At 64.6% G+C, this 13,075-nt stretch carries 13 protein-coding genes; 11 read left to right on the top strand and 2 right to left on the bottom strand.

Annotated features, from left to right (window positions below; genetic code table 11):
• The first annotated feature begins 149 nt into the window (after positions 1–149).
• The 11 genes from aroA to MTR72_RS13900 all read left to right on the top strand — a co-directional run bounded on the left by aroA (position 150) and on the right by MTR72_RS13900 (position 11,541).
• Positions 150–1,487, top strand: coding sequence for a 3-phosphoshikimate 1-carboxyvinyltransferase (aroA, locus tag MTR72_RS13850; protein WP_341510416.1), 1,338 nt, complete (start codon positions 150–152; stop codon positions 1,485–1,487).
• A complete protein-coding gene (gene cmk / locus MTR72_RS13855; RefSeq protein ID WP_280967427.1) occupies positions 1,484–2,122 on the top strand; it encodes a (d)CMP kinase in 639 nt (212 codons plus the stop codon). The genes aroA and cmk overlap by 4 nt, the downstream gene beginning before the upstream one ends.
• A 263-nt stretch (positions 2,123–2,385) precedes the next feature.
• Complete coding sequence (gene rpsA, locus MTR72_RS13860; protein WP_280967426.1) at positions 2,386–4,095, top strand: 30S ribosomal protein S1; 1,710 nt, start codon at positions 2,386–2,388, stop codon at positions 4,093–4,095.
• Positions 4,096–4,429: 334 nt separating this feature from the next.
• Positions 4,430–5,410 (top strand): signal peptide peptidase SppA, encoded by a 981-nt coding sequence (gene sppA / locus MTR72_RS13865; RefSeq protein ID WP_280967425.1) that lies wholly within the window; start codon positions 4,430–4,432, stop codon positions 5,408–5,410.
• Between the two features lie 172 nt (positions 5,411–5,582).
• A complete protein-coding gene (locus MTR72_RS13870) occupies positions 5,583–5,888 on the top strand; it encodes an integration host factor subunit beta (protein WP_280967424.1) in 306 nt (101 codons plus the stop codon).
• A gap of 70 nt (positions 5,889–5,958) precedes the next feature.
• Positions 5,959–6,363, top strand: a complete 405-nt coding sequence (locus tag MTR72_RS13875; protein WP_280967423.1) for a LapA family protein — start codon at positions 5,959–5,961, stop codon at positions 6,361–6,363.
• A 66-nt stretch (positions 6,364–6,429) separates the two neighbouring features.
• Positions 6,430–7,089 carry a phosphoribosylanthranilate isomerase gene (locus tag MTR72_RS13880; protein ID WP_341510417.1) on the top strand — a complete coding sequence of 220 codons (660 nt, stop codon included), beginning with the start codon at positions 6,430–6,432 and terminating at the stop codon, positions 7,087–7,089.
• A complete protein-coding gene (gene trpB / locus MTR72_RS13885; RefSeq protein ID WP_280967421.1) occupies positions 7,086–8,315 on the top strand; it encodes a tryptophan synthase subunit beta in 1,230 nt (409 codons plus the stop codon). The genes MTR72_RS13880 and trpB overlap by 4 nt, the downstream gene beginning before the upstream one ends.
• The gene (trpA, locus tag MTR72_RS13890; protein ID WP_280967420.1) at positions 8,312–9,148 is read left to right on the top strand and encodes a tryptophan synthase subunit alpha; all 837 of its coding nucleotides are present in this window, start codon (positions 8,312–8,314) and stop codon (positions 9,146–9,148) included. Before trpB ends, trpA begins: the two co-directional genes overlap by 4 nt.
• Positions 9,149–9,259: 111 nt before the next feature.
• Complete coding sequence (accD, locus tag MTR72_RS13895) at positions 9,260–10,201, top strand: acetyl-CoA carboxylase, carboxyltransferase subunit beta (RefSeq protein WP_280967419.1); 942 nt, start codon at positions 9,260–9,262, stop codon at positions 10,199–10,201.
• Complete coding sequence (locus MTR72_RS13900; RefSeq protein WP_280967418.1) at positions 10,198–11,541, top strand: bifunctional folylpolyglutamate synthase/dihydrofolate synthase; 1,344 nt, start codon at positions 10,198–10,200, stop codon at positions 11,539–11,541. The genes accD and MTR72_RS13900 overlap by 4 nt, the downstream gene beginning before the upstream one ends.
• Before the next feature lie 9 nt (positions 11,542–11,550).
• Here MTR72_RS13900 and MTR72_RS13905 read toward each other — a convergent pair whose 3' ends face one another.
• Together MTR72_RS13905 and trxA are read right to left on the bottom strand one after the other, a co-directional pair.
• Positions 11,551–12,612 (bottom strand): ATP-dependent DNA ligase, encoded by a 1,062-nt coding sequence (locus MTR72_RS13905; RefSeq protein WP_341510418.1) that lies wholly within the window; start codon positions 12,610–12,612, stop codon positions 11,551–11,553.
• 106 nt (positions 12,613–12,718) lie between these two features.
• Positions 12,719–13,039: a thioredoxin gene (gene trxA / locus MTR72_RS13910; protein WP_008540017.1), complete on the bottom strand. Its 321-nt coding sequence runs from the start codon at positions 13,037–13,039 to the stop codon at positions 12,719–12,721.
• Positions 13,040–13,075: the final 36 nt, after the last annotated feature.

A 13,075-nucleotide genomic window follows, 5' to 3' on the forward strand; every position in this document is an offset into this window, starting at 1 on the left:
GGGAATGTCTGAAAAGCGGTGCTTCACTTGGCTAGTTGGCGGCCCGCTGTCAATAGCGCATTACGGAAGAAAGACATGCCCGTGACGGGGCGCGGGCCATGTGGTACCTGCGCCCCTGTCCCCCGAGGGGCACATCCAAGGACACAATCTTGACCCATTCCGACCAACCGAGGCCGCTCCAGTCTCGCGCCAGCGGCGCCCTGACCGGGAAACTACGGGTGCCCGGGGACAAGTCGATCTCCCATCGTGCCCTGATCCTGGGCGCACTCGCGGTCGGCGAAACCCGGATTTCCGGCCTCTTGGAGGGGGAAGACGTCCTCAACACCGCCAAATCCATGCAGGCCCTCGGCGCCAAGGTCGAGCGCACCGGCGATTTTGCCTGGAAGGTGCATGGAGTCGGCGTCGCCGGCTTCGCCCAGCCCAAGGCGCCCCTCGATTTCGGGAACTCCGGCACCGGATGCCGGCTGGTGATGGGCGCGGTGGCCGGATGTCCGATTTCCGCGGTGTTCGACGGCGACGCCTCGCTCCGCAGCCGTCCCATGCGCCGGATCCTGGATCCGCTCGAAAAGATGGGTGCCAAGGTCATCTCCGGCGGTGAGGGCGGACGTCTGCCATTGACGATCCAGGGCGCGCGCGATCCCCTGCCGATCACCTACCGGACCCCCGTCGCCTCCGCGCAGATCAAATCGGCCGTGCTGCTGGCAGGCCTGGCCGCGCCCGGCACGACGACCGTGATCGAGACCGAGGCGAGCCGCGACCATACCGAACTGATGCTGAAGCATTTCGGTGCCGACATCACTTCGGCGGTCGAAGGCACGCATGGCCGCCGCATCACCCTCGTCGGGCAACCCGAGCTGCACGGTGCCGAGGTCGTGGTGCCCGCCGATCCGTCCTCGGCCGCTTTTCCGATTGTTGCTGCGCTGATCGCCGATGGGTCCGATCTCATCCTGACCGACGTCATGACCAATCCGCTGCGCACCGGTCTCTTCACGACGCTGCGCGAAATGGGCGCTTCGATCGAGGAGAGCGAGGTGCGGGGCGATGCCGGTGAGCCGATGGCGCGCTTGCGCGTGCGCGCATCGAAGCTGCGCGGCGTCGAGGTGCCGCCGGAGCGCGCGCCTTCGATGATCGACGAATATCTGGTGCTCGCGGTGGCGGCATCCTTCGCCGAGGGCACCACGATTATGCGCGGCCTGCACGAGCTGCGCGTCAAGGAATCCGACCGTCTGGCGGCCACGGCCGACATGCTGCGCGTCAACGGCGTGAAGGTCGAGATTTCCGGCGACGATCTGGTCGTCGAGGGCCGCGGCCATGTCCCTGGCGGCGGCCTCGTCGCCACCCATATGGACCATCGCATCGCGATGTCGGCGCTGGTGATGGGCTGCGCTTCAGACCAACCGGTGAAGGTCGATGACACCGCCTTCATTGCCACCAGCTTCCCGGATTTCATTCCGATGATGCGTTCGATTGGCGCGGAGTTTTCATGATTATCGCCATCGACGGACCCGCGGCCTCGGGCAAGGGCACGCTCGGCAAGCGCCTCGCCCACCATTACGGCTATCGTCACCTCGATACCGGCGTGATTTATCGCGCGGTTGCCTATGCCCTGATGCAGTCAGGCCATGACCTTCGCGACGAGGCGGCCGCAGTTGCCGCCGCCCTGGAGCTCGATCCCGAGAATTTCGGCAATCCCGTCCTGAAGACCCAGAAGGTTGGCGAGGGCGCGTCCGTCGTCTCCGCTATCCCCAGGGTCCGCGAGGTCTTGGTCAACTTCCAGCGGCAATTTGCCGCCGATCCGCCGGGTGCTGTGCTTGACGGCCGCGACATCGGAACGGTGATCTGCCCGGACGCCGATGTGAAGATTTTCGTCGTCGCCGACCCCAAGGTCCGCGCCCGCCGCCGCACCATGGAGGCGAAGGCACGGGGCGAGGAGGCGGATGAGGCCGCGGTGCTGGCCGACATCATCCAGCGCGACGAGCGCGACAAGAACCGCCCCATTGCGCCTTTAAGGCCGGCTCCGGATGCTTACTTGCTAGACAACTCCCAACTCGATATAGAAGGCGGCGTCCGGGCCGCCATCGACATTATCGAGGCCGTCCGAGCGGGCCGTCCGCGGGGTTAAGCCGCGGCCGTCATTGGAGGAAGCGCCCGCTCCCGCTCTTTGAGGTCGATGTCTCGGTTCCCTGTTTGGGACCGACATCCAGGCTCCGGATCAAGATTTTCCACGTATCGAACGTGCAGGCCTGGCCGGCCCGCTCTTGCTGTTCTCGGTGAATGTCCGAGGCGACGAGCGGTCGCTTGAAGGTTTTGCGGACCTTCCGACACTGCACGCACGATACGCCCTTAAACCCGCTGGCCGGCGAGACGTCCGCAACTGGAGAACAAATGGCTTCGATTTCTGCTGATACCTATAGCCCCTCGCGCGATGATTTCGCCGCGATGCTCGACGAGTCCTTTGCCGGCGGCAATTTGCAGGAAAGCTCCGTCGTCAAGGGCAAGGTGGTTGCAATTGAAAAGGACATGGCCGTCATCGATGTCGGCCTGAAGACCGAGGGCCGCGTCGCGCTGCGCGAATTTTCGGGCCCAGGCCGTGAAAGCGATCTCAAGGTCGGCGACGAGGTGGAAGTGTTCCTCGATCGCATCGAAAACGCCCTCGGTGAAGCCGTGCTGTCGCGCGACAAGGCGCGCCGCGAAGAGAGCTGGGGCAAGCTGGAGAAGGCGTTCCAGAACAACGAAAAGGTCACGGGCGTCATCTTCAACCAGGTCAAGGGCGGCTTCACCGTCGACCTCGACGGCGCCGTGGCGTTCCTGCCGCGCTCGCAGGTCGACATCCGTCCGATCCGCGACGTCGCGCCGTTGATGAACAACGCGCAGCCGTTCCAGATCCTCAAGATGGACCGCCGCCGCGGCAACATCGTCGTCTCCCGCCGCACGGTGCTGGAAGAGACTCGCGCCGAGCAGCGCCAGGAGCTGGTGCAGAACCTCGAAGAGGGTCAGGTCATCGACGGCGTGGTCAAGAACATCACCGATTACGGTGCGTTCGTTGATCTCGGCGGCATCGACGGCCTGCTGCACGTCACAGATATCGCCTGGCGTCGCGTCAACCACCCGACCGAGGTGCTCTCGATCGGCCAGACCGTGAAGGTCAAGATCATCAAGATCAACCACGAGACGCACCGCATCTCGCTGGGCATGAAGCAGCTCCTGGACGATCCGTGGCAGGGCATCGAAGCCAAGTACCCGCTGGGTGCCCGCTTCACCGGCCGCGTCACCAACATCACCGACTACGGTGCTTTCGTCGAGCTCGAGCCGGGCATCGAAGGCCTGATCCACGTCTCCGAGATGTCGTGGACCAAGAAGAACATGCACCCCGGCAAGATCGTTTCGACCTCGCAGGAAGTCGAAGTGCAGGTGCTGGAAGTCGATTCCGTCAAGCGCCGCATCTCGCTCGGCCTCAAGCAGACCATGCGCAACCCATGGGAGGTCTTCGTGGAAGGTCACCCGACCGGTTCGGTGGTCGAGGGCGAGGTCAAGAACAAGACCGAGTTCGGTCTGTTCCTCGGTCTCGAGGGCGACGTCGACGGCATGGTCCATCTCTCCGACCTCGACTGGAAGCTTCCGGGCGAGCAGGTGATCGACAACTACAAGAAGGGCGACATGGTGAAGGCCGTGGTGCTCGATGTGGACGTCGAGAAGGAGCGTATCTCGCTCGGCATCAAGCAGCTCGAAGGCGACCCGTTCGCTGAGCCGGGCGATGTCAAGAAGGGCGCGGTCGTGACCTGCGAAGTGCTCGAAGTGAAGGAGAGCGGCATCGAGGTGAAGATCGCCGGTACCGACTTCACCACCTTCATCAAGCGCTCGGAGCTCGCCCGTGACCGCAACGACCAGCGCGCCGAACGCTTCGCCGTCGGCGAGAAGGTCGATGCCCGCGTGATCCAGTTCGACAAGAAGGCCCGCAAGGTCCAGGTGTCGATCAAGGCGCTCGAAGTCGCCGAAGAAAAGGAAGCCATCGCACAGTACGGCTCCTCCGATTCGGGGGCGACGCTCGGCGACATCCTCGGCACCGCGCTCAAGAACCGCGGCGAGAACAAGTAAGCCGACTACCGCTTACGCATGCATCAAAGCCCCGGCGATCCGCCGGGGCTTTTTTGTTTGCGTCTAATCACCTGTCGTCCCGGCGAAGGCCGGGACCCATAACCCCAGGGAGTGGTTTGACGAACATTGCTAACCAGTATCTCGCGCCACAACTGCATCCTGTGGGTATGGGTCCCGGCCTTCGCGGGGACGACACAGTGCGTGTGACAGGTCCTGGTCTGCGCCGGGACAAGCCTTCATTTCTTCAAATTGCGCCGCAATTGATGTATCCAGATAATGAAATGGTCACGCTGTGACGGCACAACGCGCCTGACCTTTATTTGGAGATTTTTCGATGTCGCTCGATTCGGACATCATCGTCGATCGCCGCAGGATCCGCCGCAAGCTGACGTTCTGGCGCGTCCTGGCCGCGCTGATCGCGATCGCGTCGATTGCGGGCTTTGCGCTGATTGCGACGCCCGGCGCGCGTGGCACCTTCGCATCCGCAGGCTCGATTGCGCGGGTGCAGATCGATGGTCTCATCCGCAGCGATTCCGAGCGCACGCGCGCACTCGAGCGGCTGGAGAACTCGCAGGCCGCGGCCGTCATTGTGCATGTCAACTCGCCGGGCGGCACCACTGCCGGCTCCGAGCAGCTCTATGATGCCCTGACGCGACTGAAAGCCAAGAAGCCGCTGGTTGTGGTGGTCGAAGGCCTTGCGGCCTCCGGGGGCTACATCACGGCGATCGCGAGCGATCACATCGTTGCCCAGCAGAGCTCGTTGGTCGGATCGATCGGCGTGCTGTTCCAGTATCCGAATGTCGCCGAGCTGTTGAAGACCCTTGGCGTCAAGGTGGAGGAGGTAAAATCCTCGCCGTTGAAGGCCGCACCCAACGGCTTCGAGCCGACCAGCCCCGAGGCGCGCGCCGCGCTCGATGCGCTGGTGAAGGACTCCTACGCCTGGTTTAGGGGATTGGTGAAGGAACGGCGTGGCATGGACGACACGCAACTCGAGAAAGTCGCCGATGGCCGGGTCTTCACCGGTCGGCAGGCGATCGATCTCAAGCTCATCGATCAGCTCGGCGACGAAAAGACCGCCGTGGACTGGCTCGTCGAGCAGAAGGGCGTCAAGAAGGGCCTTCCGGTCCGCGACTATAAGCTGCAGCCGCGCTTTGGCGATCTGTCGATCTTCAAGGCGACGGCGGCTGTCACGCTCGAAGCCCTCGGATTCAGCTCGATTGCGCACCAGATCGGGCAAACTGGCGTTGTCCAGGCGGTCGATCGGTTCGGAATGGATGGAATGCTGGCCCTTTGGCAGCCGGCGGCGTCGAATTGACGGGAACCAGGCGTGTTCTCTGGGATGTACCCGCTCCGCGAGTGCCGTGGCAGCCCGCTTTTTTGGCATTTGTCACGCACTTTCACGTCCGTCAAACTTCATTTAGCGTCTTGACAGTTCAACGTATTTTCACGGAAATGGTTGTCCGCACGCTCCCGGGTCCTATCTCTCGATGATCAAATCCGAACTTGTTCAGCGTATCGCCGAGCACAACCCGCATCTTTACCAGCGGGATGTCGAGAACATTGTGAATGCGATTCTCGAGGAGATCGTCGCGGCCCTTGCGCGCGGTGATCGCGTCGAGCTGCGCGGTTTCGGCGCATTCTCGGTGAAACATCGACCGGCACGCGCCGGCCGCAATCCACGCACCGGCGCCCATGTGCCCGTCGATCAGAAGAGCGTTCCGTTCTTCAAGACCGGCAAGGAAATGCGCGAGCGGCTGAACCGCGACAGTCCGGATCCTGGCGCGGCAGACTGAGGCCGGCGTCAGGGTTTTCAGCGGTCGCAGCGATGCGGCCGGGCTCTTGATTCAAGGCAAGCGAAGCGTGATGCGAAAATTCCTGACCGCGCTGATCGTGATTCCGCTGGGCCTGATCCTGGTCGACTTCGCCGTCGCCAACCGGCACTTCGTCACGGTCTCCTTCGATCCCTTCATTTCGGCCGACCCGTCATTGTCGGTCACACTGCCGCTGTTCCTGCTCCTGATCGTCGTCGCTGTGCTGGGTGTGCTGGCGGGCGGTTGCGCGGTTTGGCTCGGCCAGGGGCGCTGGCGGCGTGCGGCGCGCCGGAACGAGGCTGAGGCGCGGTCCGCCAGGGCCGAACTGGCCGATCTGCGGGCCCAGGCCGCCGCGGCGCGGCAAGATCGGGGTAAAGATCCGCAGCGCCTTCCGATCCCCTCCGGGGCCGGCCTCTATGGCCCCATCGGGCGAGACAAGCAGCGCGCGACGTTGTAGAAGCGGCCGCAACCGAAAACCCCGTTTTCCGGCCGCGGATGCGCGGCCTCGATTTGCTTTGAGACCATGTCCCTGCTCGTCAAGATCTGCGGCCTGTCTACGCGCGAGACGCTTCAAACGGCGCTCGACGCGGGCGCCGACATGGTGGGGTTCGTGTTCTTCCCGCCGTCGCCGCGGCACCTCTCGCTGGAATTGGGGCGCGAGCTCGGCCGGCAGGTGAAGCAGCGTGCGCTGAAGGTGGCGCTTACGGTCGATGCCGATGACGCGACGCTCGACAACATCATGGACGCGCTGTCTCCTGACATTCTCCAGCTCCACGGCAAGGAGAGCGTCGCGCGACTGCGCGACATCAAGCAGCGGTTCGGCCGCCCGGTGATGAAAGCCGTTCCCGTCGAGACATCCGCGGATCTCGCGGCGCTGGCCGGCTACGCCGCGGTTGCGGATCGTATCCTGTTCGATGCGCGCGCGCCGAAGGATGCCACGCGGCCGGGCGGACTGGGTGCGTCCTTCGACTGGCATCTACTTGAAAACCTCCAGCTCGCGCTGCCTTACATGGTCTCGGGCGGCCTGCATGCCCAGAACGTCGCGGACGCCCTGCGCATCACCCGCGCCGGCGGCGTCGATGTTTCCTCCGGCGTCGAGAGCGCCCCCGGCGTCAAGGATCCGGAGCTGATCGAGGCCTTCATTCGCGCGGCGCGCGCTAGCCAAGAGTTGAGCGTTCGATGAGTATTGCCAAGAATATCGCTAGGCCAAATTCCTATCGCAGCGGCCCCGATGAGCGCGGCCATTTCGGCATCTTCGGCGGACGGTTCGTCGCCGAAACCCTGATGCCGCTGATCCTCGATCTGGAGAAGGCCTACAGCGAGGCCAAGTCTGACCCGGCCTTTCAGGCCGAGATGAACGGCTACCTCAAGCACTATGTCGGCCGGCCCTCACCGCTCTATTTCGCCGAGCGCCTCACCGAGCATCTCGGCGGCGCCAAGATCTACCTCAAGCGCGAGGAGCTCAACCACACCGGCTCGCACAAGGTGAACAACGTGCTCGGCCAGATCATGCTGGCGCGGCGCATGGGCAAGAAGCGCATCATCGCCGAGACCGGCGCCGGCCAGCACGGCGTCGCCACTGCCACGCTCTGCGCGCGCTTCGGGCTCGAATGCGTGGTCTATATGGGAGCCGTCGACGTCGAGCGGCAGCAGCCCAACGTCATCCGCATGGAGATGCTGGGCGCAAAAGTGTTCCCGGTGCAATCGGGCACGCGCACGCTGAAGGACGCCATGAACGAGGCGCTGCGCGACTGGGTCACCAACGTCCACAACACGTTCTACTGCATCGGTACGGTCGCGGGGCCGCACCCCTATCCGACGCTGGTGCGCGACTTCCAGTCGGTGATCGGCAACGAGACCAAGGTCCAGATGCAGGAGGTCGAGGGCCGCCTGCCGGACTCGCTGGTGGCCTGCATCGGCGGCGGCTCGAATGCCATGGGCCTGTTCCATCCCTTCCTCGATGACGCCAGCGTCGAGATTTTTGGCGTCGAAGCTGCGGGCCACGGGCTCACGCAACTGCATGCGGCCTCGATCGCCGGTGGCCGTCCCGGCGTGCTGCACGGCAACCGCACCTATCTCCTGATGGACGAGGATGGCCAGATCCAGGACGCGCATTCGATCTCCGCCGGTCTCGACTATCCCGGCATCGGCCCCGAACATTCCTGGCTGCACGAGATCGGCCGCGTCAACTATCTCTCCGCGACCGATGATGAGGCGCTCGCCGCCTTCCAGCTTCTGTCGCGCCTCGAAGGCATCATCCCGGCGCTCGAACCCGCGCACGCCATCGCCAAGGTGATGGAGCTCGCGCCGAAGCGGCCGAAAGATCACCTGATGGTCGTCAACCTCTCCGGACGTGGCGACAAAGACGTGCCGCAGGTCGGCGACATCCTGAAGGGCCAGACCAAGTGAGCACGCGTATCGACACCCGTTTTGCCGAGCTGAAGAAAGCGGGCCGCTCGGCCTTCGTCACCTTCCTGATGGCCGGCGATCCCGATCCGGCGACCTCGCTCGAGATCATCAAGGCGCTGCCGAAGGCGGGCGCCGACGTGATCGAGATCGGCATGCCCTTCACCGATCCGATGGCCGACGGGCCGTCGATCCAGGCCGCGGGCCTGCGCGCGCTGAAGGCCGGCATGACGCTGAAGAAGACGCTCGAGCTGGTGCGCGGCTTCCGCAAGGACGACAATGCGACGCCGATCGTGCTGATGGGTTACTATAACCCGATCTACATCTACGGCGTCGACAAGTTCCTCACTGACGCCAAGACCGCCGGCATCGACGGCCTCATCATCGTCGACCTGCCGCCGGAGGAAGACGACGAGCTCTGCCTGCCAGCGATGAAGGCCGGCCTCAACTTCATTCGCCTGGCGACACCGACGACCGACGACAAGCGCCTGCCGGCCGTGCTCGCCAACACCTCGGGCTTCGTCTACTACGTCTCGATCACCGGCATCACGGGTGCGGCGGCTGCCGACAGCACGGCTGTCAGCGAGGCCGTCGCGCGGATCAAGCGGCACACCAAGCTGCCGGTCTGTGTCGGCTTCGGCATCCGCACGCCGGAGGCCGCCCGCGCCATCGCCTCGCATGCCAGCGGCGCGGTGGTCGGCACCGCGCTGGTCGATGCGCTCAAAAACAGCCTCGACGCCGAGGGACGGGCGACTGGCAAAACCGTTAGCGCCGTGGCCGCGCTGACGGCATCCCTGGCCCAGGGTGTCAGGGGCGCACAGCAGGCCGCGGAGTAGGCCATAATTCCGCTGCCAAGGCGGACGACACGGCGGCTTGCCGGGCCAAGTTCCGGCGGCCATATATCCCTTCAGGCGATCCCGGCGCGGGATCGCTAATCGGAGCAAACCATGAACTGGCTTACCAATGTGGTCCGGCCGAAGATCCGCAACATGCTGCGGCGGGAGACGCCGGAGAACCTGTGGATCAAGTGTCCGGATTCCGGGCAGCTCGTGTTCTACAAGGACGTCGAGGCCAACCAGTTCGTCATCCCCGGCTCGAACTACCACATGCGCATGGGCGCGGTGGCGCGTCTGAAATCGATCTTCGACAACGAGACCTGGTTCGACGTCGCGCTGCCCGAAGTCACCCCTGATCCGCTCAAGTTCCGCGACGAGAAGAAATACGTCGACCGCATCAAGGATGCCCGCGCGCGCACCAATTTGAACGATGCGATCAAGGTCGGGTACGGCAAGCTCGAGGGCGCCGCCGTCGTCGTCGCCGTGCAGGATTTCGATTTCATGGGCGGCTCGCTCGGCATGGCCGCAGGCGAAGCCATCGTGCGCGGGCTCGAGCTCGCGGTCGAGAAGAAGTCGCCCTTCATCGTATTCGCCGCGAGCGGCGGCGCGCGCATGCAGGAAGGCATCTTGTCGCTGATGCAGATGCCGCGCACGACGGTGGCGGTGCAGATGCTGCGCGAGGCAAAGCAGCCCTACATCGTCGTCCTGACCAACCCGACCACCGGCGGCGTTACGGCGTCCTATGCGATGCTCGGCGACGTGCAGATTGCCGAGCCCGGCGCGCTGATCGGCTTCGCCGGGGCGCGCGTCATCGAGCAGACCATCCGCGAAAAACTCCCCGAGGGCTTTCAGCGCGCCGAATACCTGAAGGAACATGGCATGGTCGACATGGTCGTGCATCGCCATGATCTCCGTCCGACCCTGGCGCGGCTCTGCCGCCTGCTGACCAAGTCGCCGGCGCTTGAGGGCGCATCGAAGCCGACGCAGCCGGTGGCCAGCCCGGCCCAGATCGTATCGGCCCCCGAGGTGGCGCCGGCCGCGCCGCACGCGTGAACGCCTCTGTACCCAGTGCAAAGCCGTCGCTCGACGACCTGATCGGGCGGCTATCGGCCCTGCATCAAAAGCGCATCGATCTCGGGCTCGAGCGGATGCACCGTCTGCTCGACCGGCTCGGCCATCCCGAGCGCAAGCTGCCGCCGGTGATCCATATTGCCGGCACCAACGGCAAGGGCTCGACGCTCGCGTATCTGCGGGCGACGCTGGAGGCGGCTAGCCTGCGCGTTCACGCCTATACCTCGCCCTATCTCGTGCGCATCAACGAATGCTTTCGGCTTGGCCGTATCGGCGGCGGTGTGCTCGTTGGCGACGACGAATTGCGTGACGCGCTCCAGGAGGTCGAGCGCGTCAATGAAGGCGAGCCTGCGACCGTGTTCGAGCTGAAGACCGCCGCGGCGTTCCATCTGTTCGCGCAAAATCCGGCCGATGTGGTGCTGCTCGAAGTTGGTCTCGGTGGCCGGCTCGATTCGACCAATGTCGTCGATGCACCGCTCGCGTGCGTCATCACGCCGATCAGCATGGATCACACGGATTTCCTCGGCGAAACGTTGGCGTCGATCGCCGCGGAGAAGGCCGCCATCATCAAACGCGGCGTGCCCGTGGTTTGTGCCGAGCAGGCGCCGGAGGCGATGGCCGTGATCGAGGCCCAGGCCAGGCGCATGCGCGCGCCGCTGTTCGCTGCAGGCGAGAGCTGGCACGTCAATGTCGAGCACGGGCGGCTGGTCTATTCCGACGATCGCGGCCTGATGGATCTGGCGGCGCCGCGCCTGTTCGGCCGCCACCAGTTCGACAACGCCGGCCTTGCGATCGCGACGCTGCGTGCGACGAACGCGTTCAAGATCAATCATGCGGCGTTCGAAGCCGGCATCGTCGGCGCCGAATGGCCGGCGCGGATGCAGCGCATCACTTCGGGCGAGCTGCTCGGCTGGGGACCCCAGGGCTCCGAGATCTGGCTCGATGGCGGACACAACGCCGAGGGCGGCCGCGTCGCGGCGGCCGCGCTCGGCGACCTCGAGGAGCGGGTGTCGCGGCCGCTCGTCGTCATCGCCGGCATGATGGCCAACAAGGACGCGCGAGGCTTCCTTGCCAACTTTGCCGGCCTCACCCGTCACATCATAGCGGTGCCGATCCCGGACACCGAAAATGCCATGCCGGTCGACCGCCTCGCGGATGCCGCGCGCAGCTTCGGCATGCGCGTCGAGATCGCTCCCGGCATCGAAGCCGCCCTACGCGCGCTGTCCATCCTCGCCTACGAGGTGCCGCCGCGCATCCTGATCACCGGCTCGCTCTATCTGGCTGGCCATGTGCTCGGGATCAACGGCACGCCTCCTGCGTAAGCGCGAATTTCACTCAAGCATCTTCATCGGATTGGCAACCTTCTGCTTGAGCTGCTCGAAGGTGCATTGCCGCGGCGCCTTGTCGGGACGCCAGCGCAGAATTGAGGTGCCGTGGCGGAAGCGCTCGCCGCTGAAATGATCGTAGCAGACCTCGATCACGAGCTTCGGCTTGAGCGGGCACCATTTCGCCGAACGTTCGGTCGACCATCGGCTCGGGCCGCCCGGCGCGTTGCCGGTGAAGCCGGGTTTTGCGATCAGCGCCTCCAAACGGTCGGTCAGTGCCGGCTTCTCCTCCGCCTTGATCGCCGAGGTGAAACCGACATGGTTCAGGAGACCCTTGTCGTCATAGAGCCCGAGCAGCAGCGAGCCGACCACTCTCCGGTTCGCAATCCTGCTGGTCGCATAGCGGAAGCCGCCGACCACGCAATCGGCGCTGCGGGATTTCTTGATCTTCTGCATGCCATCGCGATTGCCGGCCTGATAGGGCAGATCGATGCGCTTGGCGATGATGCCGTCCGAGCCGCCGCCTGACTGCGCCAGCCACTTTTTGGCCGTAGCATAGCTCGTCGTGGTCGACGACAGGCGGAAGACTGGGCTGCTTTGGAGGTTGGCTTTCGCAAAAGCTTCCAGCGCCGGCCTTCGTTCGCTCAGCGGCTTCTCGGCAAGCTGCTTCTGCCCGGCCGTCGCGAGCAGGTCGAAGGTCAGATAAAGCGCCGGCGTTTCCTGTGAGAGTTTTTTCACGCGGCTTGCAGCGGGATGAATGCGTTGCAGCAGCGCGTCAAAGGAGAAGGCCTTGCCTTGCGGCACGACGATCTCGCCGTCCAGCGTGAAACGCCGCGGCTTGAGCGCCAGAGCGGCGGCGACAATTTCAGGAAGATAGCGCGCGAGATCCTCGCCGGATTTCGAGCGGAGATCGACGTGGCTGCCATCACGCGAGAGCAGGCAGCGAAAGCCGTCCCATTTGGGTTCGTACTGCCATTCCTTGCCGCGCGGGATTGCATCGACCGACCGCGCCTCCATCGCAACCAGGGGGTTGGATTTTCGCACGCGTTTTGCGGGAGTGGCGGGCAAGGGCGAGACTCGTGAATCAACGCGTCAGCGCAGGACATGCCCCTTCAACGCAAACGGCCGGCATTTCGCCGGCCGTTCTCGAAAATAATCGTATCTCGCGAAACGATCAGACCGCGGAGGTGATCCACTGCTGCAGCTTCGCCTTCGGCGCCGCGCCGACCTGGCGGGAGGCCATCTCGCCGCCCTTGAAGATCATCAGGGTCGGAATCGACATCACGCCGTACTTCGACGCGGTCTTCGGGCTCTCGTCGACGTTGAGCTTGACGATCTTGACCTTGTCGCCCATCGCGCCGGCGATCTCGTCGAGCGCGGGGGCGATCATGCGACAGGGGCCGCACCATTCGGCCCAGAAATCGACGACCACAGGGCCGTTCGCCTTGAGCACCTCGGCTTCGAAATCGGCGTCGGAAACCTTGCTAACGGCCATTGGAGTACCTCACTCGGTTGAAAGAGAATCGGCGCG

The sequence above is a fragment of the Bradyrhizobium sp. ISRA442 genome, assembly GCF_038085055.1.
Taxonomy (GTDB): Bacteria; Pseudomonadota; Alphaproteobacteria; order Rhizobiales; family Xanthobacteraceae; genus Bradyrhizobium.

Bases quoted from the DNA above. Each gene is read 5' to 3' on its own strand.
- MTR72_RS13880 (WP_341510417.1), top strand. From the start codon at position 6,430: ATGTCCCTGCTCGTCAAGATCTGCGGCCTGTCTACGCGCGAGACGCTT.
- cmk (WP_280967427.1), top strand. From the start codon at position 1,484: ATGATTATCGCCATCGACGGACCCGCGGCCTCGGGCAAGGGCACGCTC.
- trxA (WP_008540017.1), bottom strand. From the start codon at position 13,039: ATGGCCGTTAGCAAGGTTTCCGACGCCGATTTCGAAGCCGAGGTGCTC.
- trpB (WP_280967421.1), top strand. From the start codon at position 7,086: ATGAGTATTGCCAAGAATATCGCTAGGCCAAATTCCTATCGCAGCGGC.
- MTR72_RS13870 (WP_280967424.1), top strand. From the start codon at position 5,583: ATGATCAAATCCGAACTTGTTCAGCGTATCGCCGAGCACAACCCGCAT.
- sppA (WP_280967425.1), top strand. From the start codon at position 4,430: ATGTCGCTCGATTCGGACATCATCGTCGATCGCCGCAGGATCCGCCGC.
- rpsA (WP_280967426.1), top strand. From the start codon at position 2,386: ATGGCTTCGATTTCTGCTGATACCTATAGCCCCTCGCGCGATGATTTC.
- MTR72_RS13875 (WP_280967423.1), top strand. From the start codon at position 5,959: ATGCGAAAATTCCTGACCGCGCTGATCGTGATTCCGCTGGGCCTGATC.
- accD (WP_280967419.1), top strand. From the start codon at position 9,260: ATGAACTGGCTTACCAATGTGGTCCGGCCGAAGATCCGCAACATGCTG.